At 65.8% G+C, this 24,502-nt stretch carries 30 protein-coding genes; 4 read left to right on the forward strand and 26 right to left on the reverse strand.

The window, feature by feature from the left end:
* Positions 1–240 precede the first annotated feature (240 nt).
* The 4 genes from asnS to AC1VTH_RS00740 all read left to right on the forward strand — a co-directional run bounded on the left by asnS (position 241) and on the right by AC1VTH_RS00740 (position 5,913).
* Positions 241–1,680, forward strand: coding sequence for an asparagine--tRNA ligase (asnS, locus tag AC1VTH_RS00725; protein WP_481334175.1), 1,440 nt, complete (start codon positions 241–243; stop codon positions 1,678–1,680).
* 221 nt (positions 1,681–1,901) lie between these two features.
* Positions 1,902–2,975, forward strand: a complete 1,074-nt coding sequence (locus AC1VTH_RS00730) for an aldose epimerase family protein (RefSeq protein WP_481334177.1) — start codon at positions 1,902–1,904, stop codon at positions 2,973–2,975.
* Positions 2,976–3,103: 128 nt separating this feature from the next.
* Entirely contained in the window at positions 3,104–4,312 is a 1,209-nt protein-coding gene (locus AC1VTH_RS00735) for a galactokinase (RefSeq protein WP_481334179.1), read from the forward strand.
* A complete protein-coding gene (locus AC1VTH_RS00740) occupies positions 4,303–5,913 on the forward strand; it encodes a UDP-glucose--hexose-1-phosphate uridylyltransferase (RefSeq protein ID WP_481334181.1) in 1,611 nt (536 codons plus the stop codon). Before AC1VTH_RS00735 ends, AC1VTH_RS00740 begins: the two co-directional genes overlap by 10 nt.
* A gap of 144 nt (positions 5,914–6,057) precedes the next feature.
* On the opposite strand, the gene AC1VTH_RS00745 is transcribed toward AC1VTH_RS00740, so the two are convergent.
* The 26 genes from AC1VTH_RS00745 to AC1VTH_RS00870 all read right to left on the reverse strand — a co-directional run bounded on the left by AC1VTH_RS00745 (position 6,058) and on the right by AC1VTH_RS00870 (position 24,445).
* Positions 6,058–7,317, reverse strand: a complete 1,260-nt coding sequence (locus AC1VTH_RS00745; protein WP_481334183.1) for an aminotransferase class III-fold pyridoxal phosphate-dependent enzyme — start codon at positions 7,315–7,317, stop codon at positions 6,058–6,060.
* A gap of 53 nt (positions 7,318–7,370) precedes the next feature.
* A complete protein-coding gene (gene argB, locus AC1VTH_RS00750) occupies positions 7,371–8,324 on the reverse strand; it encodes an acetylglutamate kinase (RefSeq protein WP_293673130.1) in 954 nt (317 codons plus the stop codon).
* 63 nt (positions 8,325–8,387) lie between these two features.
* Positions 8,388–9,689, reverse strand: a complete 1,302-nt coding sequence (gene argJ, locus AC1VTH_RS00755) for a bifunctional glutamate N-acetyltransferase/amino-acid acetyltransferase ArgJ (protein WP_481334185.1) — start codon at positions 9,687–9,689, stop codon at positions 8,388–8,390.
* A gap of 45 nt (positions 9,690–9,734) precedes the next feature.
* A complete protein-coding gene (gene argC, locus AC1VTH_RS00760; RefSeq protein ID WP_481334186.1) occupies positions 9,735–10,796 on the reverse strand; it encodes an N-acetyl-gamma-glutamyl-phosphate reductase in 1,062 nt (353 codons plus the stop codon).
* Positions 10,797–11,011: 215 nt separating this feature from the next.
* Positions 11,012–12,091 carry a glycosyltransferase family 2 protein gene (locus tag AC1VTH_RS00765; RefSeq protein ID WP_481334188.1) on the reverse strand — a complete coding sequence of 360 codons (1,080 nt, stop codon included), beginning with the start codon at positions 12,089–12,091 and terminating at the stop codon, positions 11,012–11,014.
* Positions 12,092–12,228: 137 nt separating this feature from the next.
* Positions 12,229–12,960: a hypothetical protein gene (locus AC1VTH_RS00770; protein WP_481334190.1), complete on the reverse strand. Its 732-nt coding sequence runs from the start codon at positions 12,958–12,960 to the stop codon at positions 12,229–12,231.
* Between the two features lie 24 nt (positions 12,961–12,984).
* Positions 12,985–13,845: a tRNA pseudouridine(38-40) synthase TruA gene (gene truA, locus AC1VTH_RS00775; protein ID WP_301829021.1), complete on the reverse strand. Its 861-nt coding sequence runs from the start codon at positions 13,843–13,845 to the stop codon at positions 12,985–12,987.
* 252 nt (positions 13,846–14,097) lie between these two features.
* Entirely contained in the window at positions 14,098–14,556 is a 459-nt protein-coding gene (gene rplQ, locus AC1VTH_RS00780) for a 50S ribosomal protein L17 (protein WP_293825274.1), read from the reverse strand.
* Positions 14,557–14,587: 31 nt separating this feature from the next.
* Positions 14,588–15,529, reverse strand: a complete 942-nt coding sequence (locus AC1VTH_RS00785) for a DNA-directed RNA polymerase subunit alpha (protein WP_481334193.1) — start codon at positions 15,527–15,529, stop codon at positions 14,588–14,590.
* A gap of 22 nt (positions 15,530–15,551) precedes the next feature.
* Positions 15,552–16,145: a 30S ribosomal protein S4 gene (rpsD, locus tag AC1VTH_RS00790; RefSeq protein ID WP_481334195.1), complete on the reverse strand. Its 594-nt coding sequence runs from the start codon at positions 16,143–16,145 to the stop codon at positions 15,552–15,554.
* A gap of 19 nt (positions 16,146–16,164) precedes the next feature.
* On the reverse strand, positions 16,165–16,572 hold the full coding sequence (gene rpsK / locus AC1VTH_RS00795) for a 30S ribosomal protein S11 (protein ID WP_073296226.1): 408 nt from the start codon (positions 16,570–16,572) through the stop codon (positions 16,165–16,167).
* A 13-nt stretch (positions 16,573–16,585) separates the two neighbouring features.
* Positions 16,586–16,957 (reverse strand): 30S ribosomal protein S13, encoded by a 372-nt coding sequence (gene rpsM, locus AC1VTH_RS00800; protein ID WP_293673120.1) that lies wholly within the window; start codon positions 16,955–16,957, stop codon positions 16,586–16,588.
* Between the two features lie 14 nt (positions 16,958–16,971).
* Positions 16,972–17,085, reverse strand: a complete 114-nt coding sequence (rpmJ, locus tag AC1VTH_RS00805) for a 50S ribosomal protein L36 (protein WP_013252436.1) — start codon at positions 17,083–17,085, stop codon at positions 16,972–16,974.
* 116 nt (positions 17,086–17,201) lie between these two features.
* Entirely contained in the window at positions 17,202–17,420 is a 219-nt protein-coding gene (infA, locus tag AC1VTH_RS00810) for a translation initiation factor IF-1 (protein ID WP_073296232.1), read from the reverse strand.
* A 111-nt stretch (positions 17,421–17,531) separates the two neighbouring features.
* Positions 17,532–18,338, reverse strand: coding sequence for a type I methionyl aminopeptidase (gene map, locus AC1VTH_RS00815; protein ID WP_481334197.1), 807 nt, complete (start codon positions 18,336–18,338; stop codon positions 17,532–17,534).
* Positions 18,332–18,961: an adenylate kinase gene (locus AC1VTH_RS00820; RefSeq protein WP_481334199.1), complete on the reverse strand. Its 630-nt coding sequence runs from the start codon at positions 18,959–18,961 to the stop codon at positions 18,332–18,334. The genes map and AC1VTH_RS00820 overlap by 7 nt, the downstream gene beginning before the upstream one ends.
* A gap of 117 nt (positions 18,962–19,078) precedes the next feature.
* Positions 19,079–20,368 (reverse strand): preprotein translocase subunit SecY, encoded by a 1,290-nt coding sequence (gene secY, locus AC1VTH_RS00825; RefSeq protein WP_293673117.1) that lies wholly within the window; start codon positions 20,366–20,368, stop codon positions 19,079–19,081.
* Complete coding sequence (gene rplO, locus AC1VTH_RS00830) at positions 20,362–20,811, reverse strand: 50S ribosomal protein L15 (RefSeq protein WP_293673116.1); 450 nt, start codon at positions 20,809–20,811, stop codon at positions 20,362–20,364. The genes secY and rplO overlap by 7 nt, the downstream gene beginning before the upstream one ends.
* A gap of 11 nt (positions 20,812–20,822) precedes the next feature.
* Entirely contained in the window at positions 20,823–21,008 is a 186-nt protein-coding gene (gene rpmD, locus AC1VTH_RS00835) for a 50S ribosomal protein L30 (RefSeq protein WP_126420878.1), read from the reverse strand.
* 2 nt (positions 21,009–21,010) lie between these two features.
* Complete coding sequence (gene rpsE / locus AC1VTH_RS00840; RefSeq protein WP_293673115.1) at positions 21,011–21,535, reverse strand: 30S ribosomal protein S5; 525 nt, start codon at positions 21,533–21,535, stop codon at positions 21,011–21,013.
* A gap of 12 nt (positions 21,536–21,547) precedes the next feature.
* The gene (rplR, locus tag AC1VTH_RS00845; RefSeq protein WP_293673114.1) at positions 21,548–21,916 is read right to left on the reverse strand and encodes a 50S ribosomal protein L18; all 369 of its coding nucleotides are present in this window, start codon (positions 21,914–21,916) and stop codon (positions 21,548–21,550) included.
* Positions 21,917–21,982: 66 nt separating this feature from the next.
* Entirely contained in the window at positions 21,983–22,519 is a 537-nt protein-coding gene (gene rplF, locus AC1VTH_RS00850; protein WP_481334202.1) for a 50S ribosomal protein L6, read from the reverse strand.
* 30 nt (positions 22,520–22,549) lie between these two features.
* Positions 22,550–22,948 carry a 30S ribosomal protein S8 gene (gene rpsH, locus AC1VTH_RS00855; RefSeq protein ID WP_293673112.1) on the reverse strand — a complete coding sequence of 133 codons (399 nt, stop codon included), beginning with the start codon at positions 22,946–22,948 and terminating at the stop codon, positions 22,550–22,552.
* A gap of 110 nt (positions 22,949–23,058) precedes the next feature.
* Positions 23,059–23,244, reverse strand: a complete 186-nt coding sequence (locus AC1VTH_RS00860) for a type Z 30S ribosomal protein S14 (protein WP_087227323.1) — start codon at positions 23,242–23,244, stop codon at positions 23,059–23,061.
* 98 nt (positions 23,245–23,342) lie between these two features.
* The gene (gene rplE, locus AC1VTH_RS00865) at positions 23,343–23,900 is read right to left on the reverse strand and encodes a 50S ribosomal protein L5 (RefSeq protein ID WP_293673111.1); all 558 of its coding nucleotides are present in this window, start codon (positions 23,898–23,900) and stop codon (positions 23,343–23,345) included.
* Between the two features lie 251 nt (positions 23,901–24,151).
* Entirely contained in the window at positions 24,152–24,445 is a 294-nt protein-coding gene (locus AC1VTH_RS00870) for a CDP-alcohol phosphatidyltransferase (protein ID WP_481334205.1), read from the reverse strand.
* Positions 24,446–24,502: the final 57 nt, after the last annotated feature.

Below are 24,502 nucleotides of genomic sequence, written 5' to 3' on the forward strand. Positions count from 1 at the left end.
CCCGCCAATGAGCAGCGTCCCGTCGAGGTCGGTCGCCACGAGCCTGATGTTTCCCTCGAGTCCTGTAGCCATGCATTCTCCCTCGTAAAGCTTAAAATCCGCGGCGCATTATATCCTGCGCGCGGCCAGATGCCAGCGAGAGCAGCCCCATCGGCCCCTCGCTGGTATCATTCTCTTCGGAATTCACACCCGTTCGCGGGTATCGGGCGGCACCGCCGCCCGTCACAAAAGGGAGAAGACATGGACCGCACCAAGATCGTCGAGCTGTACCGCACCGCCGAGCAGCTCGGCGGCACCACCGTCACCGTCGCCGGCTGGACCAAGTCCGTCCGCGACATGAAGAACTTTGGCTTCGTCACGCTCAACGACGGTAGCTGCTTCAAGGACCTGCAGGTTGTCATGAACCGCGAGACGCTCGCCAACTACGACGAGATCTCGCATCTGTCGGGCTACAACGCACTCATCTGCACCGGCACGCTCAAGCTCACGCCCGAGGCCCAGCAGCCCTTCGAGCTCACCGCCCAAACCATCACCGTCGAGGGCACCTGCGCGGCCGACTATCCGCTGCAGAAGAAGCGCGCCACGGTCGAGTTCCTGCGCACCCAACAGCACCTGCGCCCGCGCACCAACCTGTTCCGCGCCGTCTTCCGCATCCGCTCCGTCGCCGCGGCGGCCATCCACAGCTTCTTCCAGGAGCGCGACTTCGTCTACGTCAACACCCCGCTCATCACCACGAGCGACTGCGAGGGCGCTGGCGAGATGTTCCGCGTCACCACGCTCGACCCCAAGAACCCGCCGCTCGTGAGCGCCGAGACCGCCGCCAAGAGCGGCGGCGCGCTCACCGAGGGCGACGTCGACTGGAGCCAGGACTTCTTTGGCAAGCACGCGAGCCTCACGGTGTCGGGCCAGCTCAACGCCGAGAACTTCGCCATGGCCTTTGGCGACGTCTACACCTTTGGCCCCACCTTCCGCGCCGAGAACTCCAACACCACGCGCCACGCCGCCGAGTTTTGGATGATCGAGCCCGAGATGGCCTTTGCCGACCTTAACGACTACATGGATAACGCCGAGGCCATGCTCAAGTACGTCCTTAAGGACGTCATGGCAACCTGCCCCGACGAGCTCAATATGCTCAACAAGTTTGTGGACAAGGGTCTGCTCGAGCGCCTGGACCATGTCGCCAACTCCGACTTCGCCCGCGTCACCTATACCGAGGCCGTCGAAATCCTGGAGCAGGCCGTCGCCGCCGGTCACAAGTTTGACTATCCCGTGAGCTGGGGCATCGACCTGCAGACCGAGCACGAGCGCTTCCTGACCGAGGAGCACTTTAAGCGCCCGACCTTCGTGACCGACTACCCGGCCGAGATCAAGGCGTTCTACATGCGCATGAACGAGGACGGCAAGACCGTCGCCGCCGCCGACTGCCTGGTTCCCGGTATCGGCGAGATTATCGGCGGCTCCCAGCGCGAGGAGCGCCTGGATCTGCTCGAGGCCCGCATCAAGGACCTGGGCATGAATCCCGAGCAGTACAAGTACTACCTTGACCTGCGCCGCTACGGTTCCTGCAAGCACGCCGGCTACGGTCTGGGCTTCGAGCGCTTGGTCATGTATCTGACCGGCGTGGGCAACATCCGCGACGTCCTGCCGCACCCGCGCACCGTGGGCAACGCCGACTTCTAGGCCACCACGCGCCGCAAGCCGCATAGCGCACGCCTGCGCCCGTCTCGCACACGCGAGGCGGGCGCTTTCTTTGGCCGAGAAGAGCTCGCGCTCGCCCGCCTGGCACGCACGCTCGCCGCGCGGGCGTTGTATGTCCCTTCCTTCTCGCTAAAATTTAATATATCAAGTGAGAACAACGGCGCCGGCACCTGCGCGCTGGCGCATCCGTCGAGAGGGGCAGCATGGTTCGCACGCTCGCATTTGGCACCACCCCAGACGGCACGCCCGTCCGCGCCTACGAGCTCGCATGCGCGGGCGTCACGGCCCGCGTCAGCGACTTTGGCGCAACGCTTCTGGGGCTCACCGCGCCCGACCGCGCGGGCAGGGTCGCAGACGTCGTCCTGGGCTTTGGCAGCCTCGACGGCTACCTCGACAACCCCGCCTGCTTTGGCGCCACCATCGGCCCCGTGGCAAACCGCACGGACGCGGGCGAGGTGCCCCTGGGAGGCAACACCTACCAGTTGCCCCAAAACGACGGCCCCGAGCAGCGCAACAACCTGCACACGAGCCTCACCGCGGGCCTACACAAGCGCGTCTGGGCCGCCCGCATGGACAACGAGGCCAACGCCGTGACCTTCTCGACCGCACTCGAAGACGGCGAGCTGGGCCTTCCGGGCGCGCGCACCTTCACGGCCACCTACGCCCTCGTGCCCGCGCAAGAGGGCGGCGCCGCGCTCACCGTGCGCTACCGGTGCGAGACGGACGCGCCCACCTACGTGAACATGACCAACCACACGTACTGGAACCTCGCGGGGCACGCGAGCGGCAGCGCGCGCGGCCAGCTCATCCAGGTAAACGCCAGCCGCTACCTGCCGCTTCGCGAGGACTCGGTCTCCGCCGGCGAGGTGCGCGAGGTAGCAGGCACGCCGTTCGACTTCCGCGTGCCCAAGCCGCTCGGCCAAGACATCGACGCAGATGACCCGCAGCTCGCGATAGCCCACGGCTACGACCACTGCCTGTGCGTCGACGGCTACGAGCCCAACGGCAGGCCGCGACCCACCCTCCACGCCGAGGACCCCGCGAGCGGCCGCACCCTCGACGTCGCCATCACCACGCCCGGGGCGCACCTCTACGCCGGCAACTGGCTGGGCGACGACCACGCCAAGGACGGCGCCTCCTACCGCGGCCAGAGCGGCTTTGCCTTCGAGCCCGAGTTCTGGCCCGACGCCATCCACCACCCCGCGTGGGAGCAACCCACCTGCGAGCCCGGCCACCCCTACGAGCAGACCATCGTCTACCGCATCTCGGCCAGCTAACGAGGGGCGGCGCGGCACAGCGGCCACAGCCACTTGCGATCGCCAGCGACCACACGCGGCAACGCCACGCCCCGCAATGAACACCAGCTCACGGCCGCAAGCGGCCAAAGCGCAAGAAAGGACCAGCCATGTCCAACGTCATCGTGCCCACAACCCTCGCCCCCCTCGAGCAGCTCTTCTCGGCAGCCTTTGGGCCAAGCGACGCGCCCGCCGTCGCCGCCTACGCACCCGGCCGCTCAGAGATCGCCGGCAACCACACCGACCACGAGGGCGGCCGCGTCATCGCCTGCGCGCTCGACGTCGCCGCGCACGCCGTCGCCCGCCCGCGCACCGACACGCTCGTGCGCGTGGCCTCTGAGGGCTACCCCGCCTTCGAGCTCGACCTCGTGAGCACCGACGCGCGCGAGGACGAGCGCGGCACCACCGCAAGTCTCGTGCGCGGCATGGCCCACGAGATCGCAGCCGCGACCGGCATCAGTCCGCGCGGCTTTGACCTCGCGATGTGCTGCGACATCCCCTCGGGCGGCGGCCTGTCGAGCTCGGCGGCCGTCGAGGCGCTGCTCGGGCGCACCATGGAGGCGCTCTGGGGCGCTCAGGCAGCCGAGCCCGTGGCCCTCGCCCAGATGTGCCAGCGCACCGAGAACGCCTACTACGGCAAGCCCTGCGGCCTCATGGACCAGGCCGCCGTCTGCCTGGGCGGCCTCGCCCTCATGGACTTCGCGAACGCCCACGAGCCCGACACCAAGAAGCTCGACCTCGACTTCGAGGACTTTGGCTACGCGCTCGTCCTCGTAAAGGTGGGCGCAGACCACGCCGCCTCGACCGCCGACTACGCCGCCATCCCCGGCGAGATGCAGGCCATCGCGGCCCGGCTGGGCCACGAGCGCCTCTGCGAGGTGAGCCGCGCGGACTTCGACGCGGCGCTGCCCGCCCTTCGCCGGGAGTTTGGCGACCGCGCCGTCCTTCGCTGCATCCACTACTGGCACGAGGACGAGCTGGTCGAGAGACGCTGGCGAGCCCTCAACATCGGCGACGTCGCGGCGTTCCTCGAGCTCACGCGCGAGAGCGGCGCCAGCTCGGCGATGTACCTGCAAAACGTCGCGGCCGATCTTGGCCACGAGCAGCCCGCGATGTTTGCCCTAGGCGCGGCCGAGCACCTGCTCGAGGGCGACGGCGCGGTGCGCATCCACGGCGGCGGCTTTGGCGGCACCATCCAGGCCTTCGTGCCGCTCGAGCAGCTCGACGCCTTCTGTGCCCAGATGGACGCCTGGCTGGGCGAGAGGTCGTGCCGTCGCTACGTCGTGAGCGGCGAGGGGGCGAGCGCGGCATGGCTGTAGGCAACGAACAGGTGCTGGCCGCCACCGCCCAGGAGCTCGTCGAGTACGCCACGCGCCACCACCTCATCGAGGCGGCCGACCGCGTCTGGGCCTACAACGCCGTCCTCGCCGCCGTGGGCGCCGAGGGTCCGGCCGCGCCCAGGCCCTGGACCCAGCCCGCGGACGAGGACCAGCCGGCCGAGCAGGACGCAGGCGGGCTTACGCTCGACGACCTGCTCAACACGCTCGTGCACCACGCCCTGATGAACGGCGTCATCGAGCACTCGCCCAGCGCCTGCGACGCCCTCGCCTGCCAGGTCATGGGCACCCTCATGCCCCGCCCCAGCGAGGTCGCGCGCCAGTTCCACGCCCTCGAAAGCGCCCGTGGCCCCAAGGCCGCGACGGACTGGTTCTACGCCCTGTGTTGCGCCAACGGCTACGTGAGGCAGTCGGCCATCGCGCGCAACATCAAGTGGATGACCCCCACCACCTGGGGAGACCTCGAGATCACGATCAACCTCTCCAAGCCCGAGAAGGACCCGCGTGCCATCGCCCGTGCCGGCGCCGCCCCGCAAGACGGCGAGAGGTACCCCGCCTGCCAGCTCTGCATCGAGAACGAGGGCTATGCCGGCCGCGGCGACGACTCGCCGCGCGGCGCCCACCCGGCGCGCCAGAACCTGCGCATCGTGCCGCTCGAGCTGGGCGGAGAGCGCTGGGGCCTGCAGTACAGCCCCTATGCCTACTTTGGCGAGCACTGCATCGCCATGAGCGCGTCCCACCGCCCCATGCACATCGACCGCGCCACCGTCTCGAACCTGCTCGAGCTTGTCGACCTGCTCCCCCACTACTTCTTTGGCTCCAACGCGGACCTGCCCATCGTGGGCGGCTCGATCCTTTCGCACGACCACTTCCAGGGAGGCGCCCACGAGTTCGCGATGATGCGGGCCGCGACCGCCTGGACGTTTGCCATGGATGCCTTCCCCGACGTCTCGGCCGAGGTGCTGCACTGGCCGCTCAGCGTCATTCGCCTGCGCACCCGCAGCCGCGAGCAGGCGCTCGACGCGGCCGTCCACGTCATCGACCTCTGGCGCGGCTGGAGCAGCGAGGCCGCGGGCGTCATCGCGGCCGGCACGGACGGCACGCCCCACAACACCGTAACGCCCGTCGTGCGCAGGGTGGGCGAGGCCGGCCAGCCCGGGGGCGCCATCTACGAGGTCTACCTCGCCCTTCGCTGCAACGTCACGAGCGAGGAGCACCCGCTGGGGGTCTTTCACCCCCATGCGCAGTACCACCACATCAAGCGCGAGAACATCGGCCTCATCGAGGTCATGGGCCTCGCGATCCTGCCGCCTCGCCTCTCGCGCGAGCTTGCCGAGGTGAGCCGCCTGCTCGAGGCGGGCCAGCTCGACGCCCTGGATGCCAACCCCCTCACGGCCTCCCACGCCGCATGGGCGCGCGAGGTCGCCGCACGCCGCGGGGCAGACGTCGCCGCGGGCAAGGCCGACGCCGTGCTGCAAGACGAGGTGGGCCAGGTCTTCTCGCACGTGCTTGAGGACGCCGGCGTCTTCAAGTGGAACGAGGCGGGCGAGCAGGCCTTCCATGCCTTTACCAACAGCCTGTAACGCAAAGCGGCCCCGCAAGCATTCGCGCTTGCGGGGCCGTCCATTTCGTTTTTACGCGTCCAACGCGACTACCCGTGCCCTCCAGGGGAGCCAGTCTGTCGCGCTGGGCACGCGGGACACCCACGCAGGCGCGCAGGAAGCCGTCTAGGCCAGGATGTCGTCCAGGATCGAGACGAGCTCGTCGACGTCGGCCTTCGTGCACACCAGCGGCGGCAGGAAGCGCAGCGTCGTGGGACCGGTGGCGTTGATAATCGCGCCGCGCTCGAGCGCGCGGGCCACGAGGTCGTGCGCGTCGGGCAGACCCTCGGCCAGCTCGGCGCCAAGCATGAGGCCGGCACCGCGCACCTCGGCCACGCCAGGCAGCTCGGCGAGCTTGTCGGCCAGGTAGGCGCCCACCTCGCACACGTGCGGCAGGTAGCCCTCGCCCGGCTTGCCCTCGGGAGCTGTGCCAGTCGTGAGCTCGCCCAGCACGGCGTCGGCCGCGGCGCAGACAAGCGGGCCGCCACCAAAGGTGGAGCCGTGGTCGCCGGGGTGGAAGGTCTCGGAGATCTCGGCCTTGGCGACGCAGGCGCCCATCGGCAGGCCGCCGGCGATGGCCTTGGCCAGCGTGAAGACGTCGGGCGTCACGCCGTAGCCCTGGAAGGCAAGCGCGTGACCCGTGCGGAACAGGCCCGTCTGGACCTCGTCGCACATCATGAGAGCACCGTTCTCGCTCGTGAGGCGGCGCACCTCCTCCATGAACTCCTGCGTCATGGGATGCACGCCGCTCTCGCCCTGGATAGGCTCGAGGAGCACGGCGCAGATGTTGGAGCCGCGTTGGGCAAACACCTCGCGCAGGGCCTCGACGTCGTTGGCGTCGATAGCGATGAAGCCGCCGGGCAGCGGCTGGAACGGGTCCTGGGCCCAACCCTGCATCGTGGCCGCGATCGTCTCCATCGTGCGGCCGTGAAAGCTCTTGTTGAGGCAGATGATGTCAAAGCCGCCGTTGCCGCCGCGCTTGGCCCACAGGCGGGCGAGCTTGATGGCGCACTCGTTGGCCTCGGCACCCGAGTTGCCAAAGAAGGCGCGCCACTGCTGAGGCGCGTCGGGGCTCGCGGCGGCCGGGTCGCCGTCGCCGGCGTTGGCGAGCTGCGAGAGACGCCTCGCCACCTCGCCGCGGTGCTCGATGTGGAAGTAGTTCGAGATGTGCAGCAGCCTGGAGGCCTGCTCGGTCACGGCCGCCTCGAGCACGGGGTGGGCGTAGCCCAGGCAGCTCACGGCGATGCCGCCAAGGAAGTCGAGGTACTCGCGGCCCTCGGAGTCGACGGCGCGCATGCCGTGGCCACCCACGAACTCGACGGGGTAGCGGCCAAACGTGTGCATCACGTAGGCGTCGTCTAGCTTCTTAGCCTCTTCCAGGGACATGTGTGGTCCTTTCGTCTTGCGCGCGGGCGCTGCCCACACGCGGCATCTACCTGCTAGTTGTTCACGGCCAGACGGCTCGCGAGCGTGCCCAGCGGGTGGGCGTCGTACTCGAGGGCTTCCTCGGAGGAGTGCATCGTAGTGCCAATGCCCTTGTCGGTGAGCAGCTCGATGAGCAGGGAGTGCGGGGTCTTGCCGTTGATGACGTGGCTGCGGAAGACGCCGGCGTGCAGCGCGTAGCAGCAGCTCTCGAGCTTGGGAATCATGCCCTTGTCAACGGTGCCGCTCGCGAGCATCTCCTCCATCTCGCGCAGGCTCATGTTGGAGATGAGCGAGTTCTTGTCGGAGAAGTCCATGTAGACGCCGTCGACGTCGGTCAGGTAGACGATCTTCTGGGCGCCGATTGCGGCGGCGACGTAGCCGGCGGCGACGTCGGCGTTGATGTTGTAGTAGCCGCCGTCCTCGCCCACGCCCACCGTGGCCACCACGGGGATGTACTCGCTCTTGATGAGGGTCTCGAGGTAGGTGGTGTCGACGTGCTCGATCTTGCCCACGCGGCCGAGGTCGGGGTTGAGCGTCGAGCACAGGATGGTGCCCGCGTCTGCGCCCGAGACGCCCACGGCAAGGTTGCCGTGACGGTTGATCGAGGCCACGAGGTCCTGGTTGACCTCGCCCACGAGCACCTGGCGCACCACGTCCATGGCGGCGGGCGTCGTGACGCGCTGGCCGTCCTTGAACTCGACGGGGAAGTTGAGGGCGTCGAAGGCGCGGTTGATGGCCTTGCCGCCTCCGTGGACGATCACGACGTTCACGCCCAGGATCTTGAGCAGCACGATGTCGCTCATGACGTCGGCGCGCAGCTTCTCGTCGACCATGGCCGCGCCACCGTACTTGATGACGACGGTCTTGCCCGTGATGTTCTTGATCCACGGCAGCGCCTCGAACAGCACCTGGCCGGTGCGCTCGTCGGTGTCCTTCGCGCGCTTGCTCGTGTCGATTGCGTACTTCATGCGTCCCTCCTTGCGGGAGCTGGGTTCTTGGCGGCCGCGCAGGCGGCCCGGGCGGGATGCGCCCTACGTGCGGTAGTCTCCGTTGATCGTGACGTACTCGTGCGTGAGGTCGCAGGTCCAGACGGTCGTCTCGCAGGTGCCGGCGCCCAGGTCTGCCCAGATGGTGATCTCGGGCTCCTCGAAGCGGCGTAGGGCCTCGTCCTCGTCGAAGGCAACCGTGAGGCCGTCGCGGCACACGGGCATGCCCATGATGTCGATGTCGACGTCGCGCTGGTCAAAGGCAACGCCGCACTTGCCCAGGGCCATCGCGATGCGACCCCAGTTGCAGTCGTGGCCGTAGATGGCGGTCTTGACCAGCGGAGAGTTGGCGATGGCACGCGCAGCGGTGTCGGCGTCCTCGTCGGTCGCGGCGCCGGCCACGGTCACGGTCACGAGCTTGCTCGCGCCCTCGCCATCGGCCGCGATCTCGCGGGCGAGGTGCTGGCACACGGCGTTCACGGCGACGGCGAACTCGTCGGCCTCGGGGGTACCGGCCTCGATGGAGCAGCCGTCCAGAGCGGCCTTGCCCGTGGCGATGGCGATACAGGTGTCGTTGGTCGAGGTGTCGGAGTCGACCGTCACCTTGTTGAAGGTCTTCTTGATAACGCTCACCAGGACCTCGTGGAGCAGCTCGGGCTCGACGAGCGCGTCGGTCGAGATGATCGAGATCATCGTGGCCATGTTGGGCATGATCATGCCCGAGCCCTTGCACATGCCGCCCATGGTGATGGTCTGGCCCGCAAGGGCGCCCGTGGCCTCGTAGGAAACCGCGTACTCCTTGGGGTGGGTGTCGGTGGTCATGATGGCGTGCGCGGCGTCGTGGCCGCCAGCCAGGCGGGCCTCGTCGTCCTCGTCCTCGCTCGCAGCGACAGCCGCGGCAATCTTCTCGTGCAGGGCCGGCACGCCGGTCTTGAAGGGCGAAAGGTCAAGCAGCTGGCCAATGACGCCCGTAGAGACAACAAGCACCTGCTCGGGCGCGCAGCCCACCTCCCTGGCGACGAGCTCGCAGGTGGCCTCGGCGCACTCCAGGCCCTCCTCGCCCGTGGCGGCGTTGGCGTTGCCCGAGTTGATGCAGACGGCACGCACGGCGGCGCAGCCGTCCTCGCCCAGATGGCCGCGCGAGACGGTCACGGGAGCGGCGCAGAACTTGTTGGTGGTGAAAGCGCCCGCGGCGACGGCGCCCTCGTCGACCTCGACCAGGGCCAGGTCGAGGCGGTTGGGGTCGGCGCGGAAGCCGGCGTGGATGCCGCCCGCGTAGATGCCCGCGGGGCTCGCAACGCCTCCGTCCTCGATGACCCTGAGGCTAGGCATGGGAGTCTCTTGCATGGTGCTCCTCCGGTAGCTAAGACGAACAGAACGAATGAGCGCGAGCTAGACGGCCATGCCGATGTTCGACAGGCCGGCCTTCTCGTCGAGGCCAAAGACGATATTGGCGCACTGCACGCCCTGGCCGGCGGCACCCTTGCACAGGTTGTCGATGGCGCCGGTGCAGATGAGCGCATTGGTGCGGGCGTTGATGGCCAGGCCCACCTGGGCCACGTTGGTGCCCACGACGCTCGCGGTACGCGGCTGGGTGCCAGCCGGCAGCACCTGGACAAAGGGGTGGCCATCGTAGAGCGCGTGGTAGCAGGCCAGCATGTCGTCAAGGCTCATGCCGGCGGCCTCGTCGGTGAGCTGCAGGTAGACGGTCGAGAGCAGGCCGCGCTTCTGCGGCACGAGGTGTGGGGTAAAGACGACCTCGCCGGGCTTGCCCAAGATCTGCTCGATCTCGGGCGTGTGGCGGTGCTTACCCACGTTGTAGGCCATGACGTCCTCGTCGGCGTTGCAGAAGTGGGTCTTGGCGTTGCAGCCCTTGCCCGCGCCCGTGACGCCGCTCTTGGCATCGACGATGACGAGGCCGTGGGTCCAGCCGGCACGCACGGCCGGGGCGCTCGCAAGCGAGGTGGCTGTGGGATAGCAGCCGGCGCAGGCGACGAGGGCGGGCTTGCCGGCCTCGTGCAGCTCGTGGGCGCGCGCGAGGTCGTCGCCAAAGAGCTCGGGCAGGCCAAAGGCGCGCGTGGAGAGCAACTCGGGCGAGGTGTGCCTGGCGTTGTACCACTGCTCGTAGACGTCCTTGTCGGCCAGACGGTAGTCTGCCGAGAGGTCAACGACCGTGATGCCCGCCTCGAGCAGCGACGGCACCTGGGCAAGCGCGGCCGTGTGGGGCACGGCCAGGAAGACCAGTTCGCACGCGCGCACCGCGGGGTCGTCATGCGTGGTGAACACGAGGTCGGTTGCGCCAGCGAAGGCGGGGTACTCGGCGGCGAGCGGCGTGCCCGCGTCGGCGTTCGACGTGATGACCGACAGCTCGAACTCGGGGTGGCCCAGCAGTAGCCTCACGAGCTCGGCTCCCGCGTACCCCGCCGCTCCCACAACTCCAACCTTGTACGACATGCAGCGCTCCTCACTATCGAAACCCGGCCACGTGGCCGAGCGCTCAGGCGTCCCTTGCGCCCGCTCGGGACGCAATGCTTTTCGATTATAGCCATTGTGGAGGAGCGCGGCCGTATCGATTTGCGCGAATCTGTATATCGATATCATATTCATGCAATATTTTGCATATTAATACGACCGGTGCCTATGAAAAAGCCGCCCGGAGGCGGCCCTTCCTAGCGATTTGCCTTGAGCGTGGCAAAGAGCCTGGTGTTGTGGCGCTTCACGAACGAGATGAAGCGGCCCTCGGCAAGCGCCATGCGCGCGTCGCGGCGCCTCACGGGGATGAGCATGAGGCCCATCATCTTCGAGTGCGGCTGGGCGATGGAGACGGCCAGCTGGGCGCGCTCGCTGCTGATCATCGCGTCGATCTGCTCGAGCTTCTCGGCCTCAGAGAGGGTGCAGCTGGGGTTGCACACGTTCTCGATGCAGCCCACCAGGCGCTCGACGTAGCGGCGCTGCACCATCTCGGTGCTCGCCGGGTCGCCGGCGAGCCCCCAGTGCTCGTAGAGGTCGAGCATCCAGCCGTGCTCCTCCTCGCGCTTCTCGTACATGTTCGAGCGCCAGCGGGCGGTCTCGCTCTCGGCGCGCAGGCGAATGAAGTGGTAGTAGGCGCGCTCGGTCACGGCCACGCGCTCGATGTCGCGGATGACGTCGAGCACGAAGGGGAAGTCGTCCCAGAACGTGGGCTTGAAGCGCGCGTGGATGTGCTCGAGGTACGAGCGGCGGAAGAGCTTGTTCCACGGCGTGTAGAGCAGATTCGTGTCGAAGAGGCGCCAGGCGCAAGCGCGGAACTCTTCTTTGGAGCCAAAGGTGCACGAGGGCTGGCTCTTGAGCTCGGAGGTGTGCTGGTCGCCGCTGCCGTAGTAGGTCTCAATGTAGAAGCCCGCGATCACGAGATCGAGGTCGTCCGCCTCGGCGATCTTAACGAGGTCGGCGAGCATCGTGGGCTCCACCCAGTCGTCGCCGTCGACGAAGTGCACGAACTCGCCGCGGGCGCGGCCGAGCGCGGTGTTGCGCGCAGCGGCGGCCCCCTGGTTCTTGGTGTGGATGACGTCGATACGAATGTCGCGCTCGGCCATGCGGTCGGCGACCTCGCCGGTGCGGTCGGTGGAGCCATCGTCGACGATGAGCAGCTCGAAGTTGCGCATCGTCTGGTTTTGGAGGCTCTCGATGGCTCGCCCAATGAAGCGGTCCACGTTATAGGCCGGGATGATGACCGAAACCTTGGGGACCCTCTTCTCGCTGTGTGCCATCAAGTCTTCTTTCACGCGTGGTTCGTGGGCGCTTCTGCCCACACGGAAGACTACCATCGACGCACTTCCAGCCACATCCCCTTGGGGTATGTCCAGTTAATCTGCGCATTTGTTGCGCAAGGCGCACACATCAAAGATTAGGCGATGACACCCACGGTTCTCGCCAGCGCGGCGGCGTCGAGCTGGCCGTCTTCGGTGGCGCCCACGCTCGCCACGTCCGAGGCGGAGAGCCCCAGCGAGACGGCGCGCTTGGCGATGTCGAGCAGGCCCGTGGCGTCGAGGTCGCTCGAGACGATGCCGCCCAGAAGCTCGGTGGCATGGCTTGCGAGCGCCGAGCTGCCGCCCGCGGCCGTCTGCAGAAAGGCGTCCCAGCCCGCCTGCGTCATCGTCACCGCGTGGTCCATGGGCACGGCGCAGGTAGAGGCGATGCCGCCCGCAAGGCCTCCGAGCCCCTGCGAGGCATAGACCTCATGCAACGAGGCGATGCCGGAGTCGAGCGCAAGCTGCGCCTCGGGAGCAAGCGACGTGAGCTTGGCCGCCCCCTGGGTGGAGTCGATCGAGGCCACGTAGAGGCCCGAGAGGTCTGTCGAGGAGGAGTCGGGCACGATCACGAACAGGACCGTCTCGACCTCGTCGCCCGTGACCGTGGCGCCCGCGGCGTCTGCTAGGGCCTGCGCGCCGCCCTCCTGCACCGTCGCGGACGCAAGCGCGTCGCTCACCTCATGGCTTCCCAGCGCGCTCGACGAGTTGGCGAGCCTCCATAGCGTCGAGACAAGCAGGGCAAGAGCCACGGCAACGACGAGCAGCACCACCGCTGCGACCTTGTTGCGATTGGGGTTGTCCTTGGGAACGTCGGGCCTCTCGTACATGATGGCTCCCCTCGCACGGCGCCCCTACTCCCAGGGCGTGAGCAAATTCTGGGGATAGTCTACCCCCACGAAGGTGAGTCCCTTCGCCGGAGCGCAGGGGCCCGCCGCCTTGCGGTCACACGCGGCCAGGGCTTCAGCCACCCAGGGGGCGTCGCGATGACCGCGGCCCACCTCGACGAGCGTGCCCGTGATGGTGCGCACCATCGAATGAAGAAACGCATTGCCCACGACGTCGATACACACGACGCTCTCGCCGCACTCGACCTCGCGCGTAACGTCGACGCGCGAAACATATCGATGCGTGGGCTTGCCCTCGGCGCTCGTGGCCTTGCAGAAGCTCTTGAAGTCATGCTCCCCCACCAGCGCCTGAGCCGCCTCGTACATGGCCACCTCGTCAAGGGTGCTCTTGAGCCACCACGCGTGGTCCCAGGCAAGCACGGGGCGGGCGGGCCCGTCTACGATGCGGTACCGGTAGCTCCTCGAAGTTGCGTCAAAGCGTGCCGAGAAGCCCGCGGGAGCCTGATAGAGGGCCTGGGGGGCGATGTCGTCGGGCAGCAGGGCGCCCAGCCCGTGCATGAGCCTGCGGTCGGGCAGCGCGAGCTCCTCGACCGTGACGGGGACGCTCACGTACTGGGCGATGGCATGGACGCCCGCGTCGGTGCGGCCCGCGCAGGTAAGGTCCACCTCGCGCCGGAGCAGGGTCTCGAGCGCGCGCGTGACCTCGCCCGCCACCGTGCGCCGGGTGGGCTGTGCGGCAAAGCCCGCGAAGCCCGCTCCGCGATAGCCAAGCTTGAGCACAAGCGTGCCGTCGAGCGTGCCCTCCTCGAGAGCGCGCTCCTCGAGCGAGGGGCGGTGAGGCGGCTGGACGATCGCGGGGTCGAACATGGTTGCTCCAAACATCAGGTCTGCGGAATGCCTTCCGTAGACTCGGCAAGACGCATGCTTCTTGGCCGAGGCTGGCTCGGTCGCACGGGTGCGACGGGTAGACAGCCCGCAGCCCGCCAGCGTACCCAAAGACCAACCATTCCAGTCCACGTGGCGGAGCAAGAAGCAGGGCTCAATGCAAAAGAGGGTCCGAACGCAGCGTCCGGACCCTCCTACAGTACCTTACGAGTTGCCTCGTTGCGAGAGTCTCGCCTACTCGGCGGTCTCCTCGGTGGACTGCTCCTCGGCGGGAGCCTCCTCCACCTTGGTCACCTTGGTGGCCTCGGCCTTGGGGGCCTTGGCAGCAACCGGCTCGGTGATGATCTCGATGATGGCGACCTCGGCGTTGTCACCCTTGCGGGGGCCGAGCTTCATGATGCGGGTGTAGCCGCCGTTGCGGTCGGCCCACATGCCCTGAGCAGCCTTCTCGAAGACCTCGCGGACGAGCTCCTTGTCACCGAGCTTGGCGATGGCGAGACGACGAGCGTGAAGGTCGCCGCGCTTGGCCCAGGTGATGATGCGGTCCACGTCGGTGCGGATGGCCTTCGCACGCGGCAGGGTCGTCTTGATGCGGTCGTTGGCGAACAGCGCCTGACAAAGGCTCTTCTTCATAGCCTTGGTGTGGGCGGCGTCGGTGCCAAGCTTCATCCCGCTCTTCTTGTAGTGCCTCATAGTCAGTTACTCCTATGCGATGTAGCGGCGCTTAAGCCTTGAAGCTCAGGCCCATCGACTCAAGCTTGTCCTTGACTTCCTCGATGGACTTGACGCCGAAGTTGCGGATGTTGAGCAGGTCGTTCTCGGAGAACTCGACGAGCTGACGGACGGAGTGGATGCCAGCGCGCTTCAGGCAGTTGTAGGAGCGCACGGACAGGTCCAGGTCCTCGATCTGCTTGTCAAGCTCAGTGTTGTCGTCGGTCTGGCCAGCGGCGAAGATCGACGGCTCCTCGGCCTGCTCACCCTCATCGGCCAGGGACATGAACGCAGCCATGTGCTGGTTGATGATGTTCGCGGCCTCGACGACGACCTCGCGGGGAGACACACCACCGTTCGTCTCGATCTCGAGAACGAGCTTGTCGTAGTCGGTGTGCTGGCCCACGCGGCAAGGCTCGACGGCCTTGGCGCAGCGGCGCACGGGCGAGAAGAGCGAGTCGACGTGAATCAGACCGATGGGGTCGTCGTCATGCTCGTTGTCCTCGCCAGAGACGTAGCCACGGCCGGTGCCGATGCGCATCGACATCGTAAGGTGGGCGCCCTCGGAGAGCGTGCAGATCACGTGCTCGGGGTTAACGAGGTTGAACTCGGAGGGGATGTCAAAGTCCCCGCCAGTCACCGTGGCCGGGCCATCGATGGAGATGGTGGCCGTGGCCTCGTCGCCAACGCCAAGGCTCTTGAAAGCAAGGCCCTTGACGTTCAGCACGATGTCGGTGACGTCCTCATAGACGCCCTCGACCGTCGTGAACTCGTGCTGTACGCCGTCGATCTGGATGGCCTCCACAGCGGCGCCCTCGAGCGAGGAGAGCAGCACGCGGCGGAGCGAGTTGCCCAGGGTATCGCCATAGCCGTGCTCAAGCGGCTCGGCAACGACGCGGGCAACGTTGTCGCTGACCTCTTCTACCGTCACGTTGGGACGGATGAAATCGGACATAGAAACCTCCAACCGGTCTCTACTACTTGGAGTAGAGCTCGACGATGAGCTGGGCGTCGAGATCAAGGTCGATCTGGTCACGCGTCGGGAGCTGCAGGACGGTACCCGTCAGCTTCTCGATGTCGACCTCGAGCCAAGCAGGCACGGCCATGTGCTCAGAGGAGATCAGGGCCTCCTTGATGGGAAGCAGGTCCTTGAACTTGGGGGCGACAGCCACGACGTCGCCGGCCTTCACGCGGTAGGAGGGGATGTCGACGCGCTTGCCGTTCACGGTGATGTGGCCGTGACGGACGTTCTGACGGGCCTCCTTGCGGGTGCGGGCGAAGCCAAGGCGGAAGACCACGTTGTCGAGGCGGCTCTCGAGGATGGTGAGCAGGTTGTCACCGGTAATGCCCTCGATCTTCAGAGCCTTCTCGTAGTACATGTGGAACTGCTTCTCAAGCACGCCGTAAATGAACTTGGCCTTCTGCTTCTCGCGGAGCTGACGGCCGTACTCGCTCTCGTTGCGACGCTGGCGCTTGGGCTGGCGGTTCGACTTCTTGTTGATGCCCATCACGATCGGGTCAATGTCGAGCGCGCGGCACCTCTTAAGGACAGGAGTCCTATCCACTGCCATAGTTAGATTCCTTCCTTACCTACACGCGGCGACGCTTGCACGGACGGCAACCGTTGTGCGCGATGGGGGTCTTGTCCTGGATGCTCGAAACCTCGAGGCCAGCAGCCTGGAGGGAGCGGATGGCGGTCTCGCGGCCAGAGCCGGGGCCCTTAACGAAGACGGAGACCTTGTGGACGCCGTGCTCCATGGCCTCCTTGGCGCAAGCCTCGGCAGCCATCTGAGCGGCGAACGGGGTGGACTTGCGGGAGCCCTTGAAGCCGACCATGCCGGCGGAGCGCCAGGAGATCACGTTGCCCTGGGGGTCGGTGATCGAGATGATCGTGTTGTTGAAGGTGCTCTTGATGTGAGCCTGACCGACAGAAATGTTCTTACGGTCGGCACGCTTGATGCGCCCGCGAGCCTGGGCGCCCTTCTTAGCAGTAGCCATTAGTCAGTCTCCCCTACTTCTTCTTCTTGCCGCCGACCTGACGCTTCTTGCCCTTGCGGGTGCGAGCGTTGGTGTGCGTGCGCTGGCCGCGGACGGGGAGGCCCTTGCGGTGACGGAGGCCGCGGTAGCAGCCAATCTCCATCAGGCGGGCAATGTTCTGACGCGTCTCACGACGGAGGTCGCCCTCGACGGTGTAGTTAGCGTCAATGTAATCGCGCATCTTCGAGACCTCATCCTCGGTGAGGTCACGCACCTTGGTGCTGGGGTCAACGCCAGTCTCGGCGCAGATCTTAGAAGCGGCGGTACGGCCGATGCCGTAGATGTAGGTAAGTCCGATCTCAACGCGCTTCTCGCGCGGGAGGTCGACGCCGTTAATACGGGCCAACTTGTGCTCCTCTCCTAGCCCTGACGCTGCTTGTGGCGCGGGTTCTCGCAGATCACGTACACCTTACCGTGGCGACGGATGATCTTGCACTTGTCGCACATCTTCTTGACCGAAGGACGTACTTTCATCGTTCTTCCTCTCGGTGTGTCTTGCTTTCCTATATGAACGCCCAGCCGCTGGCGAGAATATCCAAGGCTGTGTGCCGCTTGCGCGGCGGTTTGGACCAGGTGGTCCTGCCGAACCCCTACTTGTAGCGGTAGGTGATGCGGCCACGCTGCAGGTCATACGGGGAGATCTCCACGTCAACCTTGTCGCCGGGAAGAATGCGGATGTAGTTCATCCTGATCTTTCCCGAGATGGTGCAGAGAATGGTGTGGCCATTCTCGAGCTCAACGTTAAACATCGCGTTGGGCAGCGGCTCGAGCACCTTGCCCTCAAGCTGGATTGCATCCTGTTTGCTCACTGCGTGCTACCTTCTCCTCGATACATGACACAGCGACTGAACATCATAACGAAAAACCCGCGCTACGTCCATGCAGCGCGGGTTCTCCACAACTTCTGTAGCCAGGCGAGGCTAATGCTCGCCCGCGTCGCCGCCCGTGCCACCCATCATGTCGCACCAGGGGCCGTCGGCGTCTGCCGTGAGAATCACGGGGCCATCCTTGGTGATGGCGATCGTATTCTCGTAGTGGGCCGCAGCGAGCCCGTCGTTGGTGACGACGGTCCAGCGGTTGGGGAGCACGTGGCTCTCGTAGCCGCCGAGGCAGATCATGGGCTCGATGGCGATGACCATGCCCACCTGAAGCTTGACTCCCCTGCCGGCCTTGCCGTAGTTGGGGACGTTGGGCTCCTCGTGCATGGCGCGACCCACGCCGTGCCCCACGTAGTCGCGTACCACACCGTAGCCATTGGCCTCGGCAAGGCTCTGGACGGCATGGCCCACGTCACCCAGGCGGTTGCCGGGGACGGCGGCCGCGATGCCGGCCTTGAGGCAGTCGCGGGTGACCTCGCACAGGCCCTTGTCGGCCACGCTGGGATTGCCGCAGTAGAAGGTCCAGGCGTTGTCGCCAACCCAGCCGTTCACGATGGCGCCCGTGTCGATGGAGACGATGTCGCCCTCCTGCAGCACGGTGGCCGCAGACGGGATGCCGTGGACGATCTGGTCGTTCACCGAGCAGCAGATGCTGGCAGGGAATCCGCCGTAGCCCTTGAAGGCGGGCGTGCCGCCGTGCATGCGAATGATGCTCTCGGCAACGCGGTCGAGCTCGAGGGTGTCGACGCCCGGGCGAATCATCGCGCCAACGCGGCGAAGGGCCAGCTTGGAGAGGGCTCCGGCCGGCTTCATGGCCTCAATCTCTGCCGCGGTCTTGATCTTTAGCATAGACCGAGGAGCTCCTTGACGTCCGCATAGACCTCGTCGACCGGACGGTCGCCGTCGACGGACTTGAGCAGGCCCTTGCCACGGTAGTACTCGACGAGCGGAGAGGTCTGCGTCTCGTAGACGTCAAGGCGCTTCTGGATCGTCTCGGGCTTATCGTCGTCGCGCTGGTACATCTCGCCGCCGCAGGAGGGGCAGGTGTCGGCGCCGGCGGGAGCGGTGTAGCCGCACTCCTTGCAGGTGCGACGCGAGGACAGGCGCTTGACGATGACGTCGGCGGCAACATCGACGAGCAGAGCGGCGTCGAGGTTGCGGCCCATCTCGGCAAGAGCGGAGTCGAGCGTCACGGCCTGAGCGGTGTTGCGCGGGAAGCCGTCGAGGATGAAGCCCTTCTTGGCGTCATCGGCGTCGAGACGCTCGGTCACGAGGTCGACGACGAGCTTGTCGGGAACGAGCTGGCCGTTGTCCATGTAGGACTTGGCCTTAATGCCCAGCTTGGTGCCGGCCTTGACGGCGGCGCGGAGCAGGTCGCCGGTGGAGATGTGGGCAACGCCATACTCCTCGACGAGCTTCTGGGCCTGAGTGCCCTTACCGGCACCGGGGGCGCCGAGCAGAACGATGTTCATGCGTGCCTTCTTTCTGCGCCGATGCGCATCAGAGAATTCCGTCCCTCCAGCCTACCGCAAAACAAACGGGGCCGCCGCCCGAAGGCGACGACCCCGCAAAGACTCTTTGTCCGAGACTTACTTGATAAGCAGGTTCTCGTAGTTGGTGGTCTTGAGCTGGCTCTCGATCTGACAGATCGTGTCGAGGGCCACGCCAACCATGATCAGGATCGACGTGCCGCCAAAGGCCTGCACCAGCGAGTTGCCGGTGAAGGTGAAGATGATCGACGGAACGACGGCCACGATCGCGATGAAGATGGCACCAGGAAGCGTGATGTGGTTCAGCACGTTCTTGATGTAGGCAGAGGTGGCTGAGCCCGGGCGAACGCCAGGGATGAAGCCGCCCTGCTTGCGCAGCGTGTCGGCCGTCTCATCGGGGTTGAACACCATGGAGGTGTAGAAGTACGCAAAGCCGACGATGAGAAGCACGGAGAGAATCCAGTTGAGCCAACCGGAGCTCACGGCGTTCGCGAAGGTGCTGATCCAGCCAACACCGGGGAAGAACACCGCAATCTGAGCCGGCAGGTACAGGATCGCGCTCGCGAAGATGATGGGGATGACGCCAGCCGTGTTGACCTTGACGGGAAGGTACGTGGACTGGCCGCCCATGATCCTGCGACCCACGACGCGCTTGGCATACTGCACCGCGATGCGACGCTGGCCACGCTCGATGTAGACGATGAACGGGACAACCGCGACGATTACCACGACGGTGAGGATCGTGAGCAGGATACCGTTGTCAGAGGTGCGCAGCGACTGGATGATCGAGGTGGGCAGGCCCGAGATGATGTTGGCAAAAATGATGAGGCTCATGCCGTTGCCAATACCACGCTGGGTGATGACCTCGCCCATCCACATGATGAGGATGGCGCCGGCAAGCATCGAGACCACGACGACCACGTTCATCAGCCACTCGGGAATGCCCGTCTGCGAAAAGTCGATGCCAAAGCTGGAGCTCTTGAAGAGGAAGAGGTAGCCGATGGCATTGAGCAGGGCGAGGCCCACGGTGACGTAGCGCGTGTACTGCGTGATCTTGCGCTGGCCGCTCTCGCCCTCGCGGGCGAGCGTGCCGAGGCTCGGAACCACGGCCTGGAGCATCTGCATGATGATCTGGGCCGTGATGTAGGGCATGATGCCCAGGCAGAACACCGACACGCGAGAGAGTGCGCCACCGCTGAACAGGTTCAGAACCGCGATAGCACTGTTCGCGCTGGAGCTCGACTGATATGCCGAGAGCATCCCCGAGAAGGGGATGCCCGGCACGGGCACGTATGCCCCGATCCTGTAGAGGACGAGGATACCGACCGTCAGCAGGATCTTGTTGCGAAGCTCCTTGACGCGAAAGGCATTGAGGATGCCATTTAGCACGGGAGCTCAACCTTTCCGCCGGCGGCCTCGATCTTGGCCTGGGCGGCAGGGGTGACCTTGTCGACCTTGACGGTGAGCTTCTTGGTGATCTCGCCGTCGGCAAGGACCTTCACGAGCTCATAGTCGCGCTTGATGATGCCAGCGGCGATGAGGCTCTCGGTGTCCACGACGTCGCCGTCGTTGAACTTGTCCTCGAGGCGGGAGACATTGACCGGCGTGTACTCGACGCGACCGTGGTGCTTGAAGCCGGGGAGCTTCGGGAGGCGCATGGCCAGCGGCTGCTGACCGCCCTCGAAGCCAGCGCCCTTGCCGCCACCGGAGCGGGAGAGCTGGCCCTTGGTGCCGCGGCCAGCAGTGGTGCCGTGGCCGGAGGCGTTGCCGCGACCAATGCGCTTGCGGGCCTTCTTGGCGCCCTCAGCGGGGCGCAGATCGTTGAGCTGCATAGGTGTGACTCCTAGTTCTCTTCAACGGTGACGAGGTGCTTGACCTTGAAGATCATCCCGCGGACGCTCTCGTTATCGGGAAGCACGTGCGTGTCGTTGATCTTGCGGAGGCCGAGAGCGCGGCAGGTGCGGGTCTGGTCAGCCTTGACACCGCAGACGGCGCTCTTGACGAGCTTGACGGTGAGGGTCTTCGCCATGACTAGTTCTCCTTCCCGACGAACATCTCGGCGACGGTGAGGCCGCGACGCTCGGCGGTCTCCTCGGGGCTCGAGAGCTGCTTCAGAGCCTCAGCGGCGGCCTTGATGATGTTGAGGCCGTTGCTGGAGCCCATGGACTTGGACAGGACGTTCTTGATGCCAGCCAGCTCGAAGAGCGGACGAACGGGGCCGCCGGCGATGACGCCGGTACCGTCGATGGCGGGCTTCACGAGGACGCGGGCAGCGCCAAACTCGCCCATGACGTCATGGGGCACCGAGCCAGTCTCGGTCAGGGGCACCTTGAACATGTTCTTCTTGGCGTTGTCGGAAGCCTTCTGGATGGCCAGGGGCACCTCAGAGGACTTGCCGGTGCCAAGACCAACGTTGCCCTTGCCGTCGCCGACGACAACGAGGGCGACGAGAGACATACGACGGCCGCCCTTGACGGTCTTGGAAACGCGGTGGATGAAGACGACGCGCTCCTGGAGCTCGGAGGCGTCGCGCTGCTGCTTCGGGTTACGAGCCATTACAGATACCTCCTAGAACTTCAGACCCGCGGAGCGGGCGCCATCAGCGAGAGCCTGGACACGGCCGTGGTAGATGCGGCCGCCGCGGTCGAACGTCACCGTGGTGACGCCAGCCTTGAGGGCGCGCTCGCCAACCATCTTGCCCACGAGCTCGGCGGCCTCCTTGTTGGAGCCCAGCTTGCCCGTGGCGCGGAACTCGGGGTCCAGCGTCGAGGCGGTGCAGATGGTCCTGGCATCGACGTCGTCGATGACCTGGGCGTAGATGTTGGTGTTCGTGCGGTGCACGGAGAGGCGGGGACGCTCGGCAGTGCCGCAAATCTTGGAGCGGACGCGACGCTCGCGGCGCTTGAGGCCAGCCCTCTTAGCCTTGAACTTGTTCATGAAAATCTCCTTAGTCACGCCGTCACCTAGCAGGGTGACGGTCTTCTATGACTTACTGGACAGGCCTTACTTGGCAGCCTTGCCGAGCTTCCTGCGGATGTGCTCACCCATGTAGTGGATGCCCTTGCCCTTGTAGGGCTCGGGAGGACGCTTCATGCGAATCTCGGCGGCAACCTGGCCGACCTGCTCCTTGGAGATGCCCTTCACGTTGATGTGCGTGTTGTCGGGGACCTCGAAGGTGATGTTCGCGGGGGCCTTGTAGATGACCGGGTGAGAGTAGCCGAGCGAGAGGTCAAGATCCTTGCCCTTGAGCGCGACACGGTAGCCGACGCCCGTGAGCTCGAGCTGCTTCATGAAGCCCTCGGAGACGCCGAGGACCATGTTGTGGATGAGGGTGCGGGTCAGGCCGTGCTGGGCGTTGGCCTCGCGGGACTCGTCGTTGACGGTGACGAGGATCTCCTCGCCCTCCTCCTTGATGGTCACGAGCTCGGAGAAGTGGCGATCGAGCTCGCCCTTCGGGCCCTTGACGTGGACGTGGTTGCCCTCAACTGTCACAGTGACTCCGGCGGGAATCTGGACAGGCTTCTTGCCAATACGGGACATGGTGAGTCTCCTTTCCTATCCTGCCGTGAGTTACCAGATGTAGGCGATGACCTCGCCGCCGACGCCGAGCTTACGAGCGTCGCGGTCGCACATCATGCCCTTGGAGGTGGAAATAACGGCGGTGCCGAGGCCACCGAGGACGCGGGGAAGGTCCTCGGCCTTGCTGTAGATGCGCAGGCCCGGCTTGGAGATGCGCTTGATGCCGCGGATGACGCGGGCACGGCGCGCACCATACTTCAGGGTGACCGTCAGGGTCTTCTGGGGCTTGGTGTCCTCGACGGCGTAGCCCTCGATGTAGCCCTCCTCCGTGATAACACGGGCGATCTCGACGAGCACCTTGCTCGACGGCATGCTGACGACATCCTTGCCGGCGGTGTTGCCGTTGCGGATGCGCGTGAGCATGTCTGCAATGGGATCGGTAACGTTCATTGGGATTCTCCTTCGGTAGGGATGAACCTCTGCGTCCGGTTCAGCCTGGCCCGTAGCCAGGTCGCCTGGACGGGAGTCTTCCTTTTGCCCAGGAGCTGAAGGTCTAGGACCTACCAGCTCGCCTTGCGGACGCCGGGAAGCTCGCCCTTGCTAGCGAGCTCACGGAAGCAGACACGGCACAGGCCGAACTTGCGATAGACGCTGTGCGGACGGCCGCAGCGCTGGCAACGGTTCTGGGTGCGCGTCGAAAACTTCGGCTCTCGCTGAGCCTTGACGATCATCGATGTCTTAGCCACAAATCCTCCTTACGGATGACGGCCGCACTTTTGTGCGGCTATTTTCGCCGCTTGCGCGGCACGCCGCCGACACAAGGCCGGCGGCGGGATTACCAATGCTACTTGGCGAACGGGAAGCCAAAGCCGTCGAGCAGGGCCTTGCCCTCCTCGTTGGTGTTGGCGGTGGTGACGATGGTGATGTCCATGCCACGGGTGCGATCGATCTTGTCGAAGTCGATCTCAGGGAAGATGAGCTGCTCGGTGACGCCCATGGAGAAGTTGCCACGGCCGTCGAAGCTCTTGGCGGAAATGCCGCGGAAGTCGCGGATGCGGGGGATGGCAACGCAGATCAGGCGATCAAGGAAGTCCCACATACGGTCGCCGCGCAGGGTGACCTTGGCGCCGATGGGCTGACCCTCACGAAGGTGGAAGGTAGCGATGGACTTGCGGGCACGACGAATGGACGGCTGCTGGCCGGTGATGGCGCGCAGGTCGGAGATGGCACCGTCGATAGCCTTGGAATCGGTAGCGGCCTCGCCGACGCCCATGTTCACAACGATCTTCTCGATCTTCGGGACGCACATGGGGTTGGTGTAGCCGAACTGCTCGATGAGCTTGGCACGGACCTCGTCGTTGTACTTGGTCTTGAAGCGCGGGACGTACTTCTCTTCAGCCATTTTCACTCCTTATGGGGTTTCTCAGCACGGGGTTGGCTCGGGGCTTTTAGACCTCGGTTACCCTCGTACCTCCTGCTCGACGGCTAATCGGCAGGAGCCTTCACAGTGCAGCTCATAAGGATATGCCTTTGCAAGGGCTTTTACCAGTGGAAATTCCCGTTTTGGTCGCGCGCGGTCCCGCGTTCACGCGACCCCCACAAAAAAGGGCGCCGCCCCAGGCGACGCCCATCATAGCAGTCCCGTCGTCGGTCCTACTCGTCGACGCTCGCGTGGAACGAGGCGTCCGCCGCGACTTCGAGCAGGCTCTTGCCGTCGATGCACGGCAGGTTGAGCACCTCGTCGACCGTGGGCACCAGGTCGGAGCAGTCCGTGAAGTGGCCCTTGTCGTTGAGCAGCCCGCAGTCCTGGACGCGCCAGTAGCCATCGGTGTGGGTGACGTAGTAGGTCTTCTCCCCCACCTCGGCGAAGACGCGCGTGTTGGCGCGCAGGTAACCGTCAAGCGTGTCCGGCCCAATCTCGACCGTCTCCTCAGCCATCTTTCCCATGAGAGCTCCCTTCGTCTGACCTCCGTGGCTGCGGCAGCCCGCGGAGCGCCTTAACCC

It is taken from the genome of Parolsenella sp. (assembly GCF_982402205.1).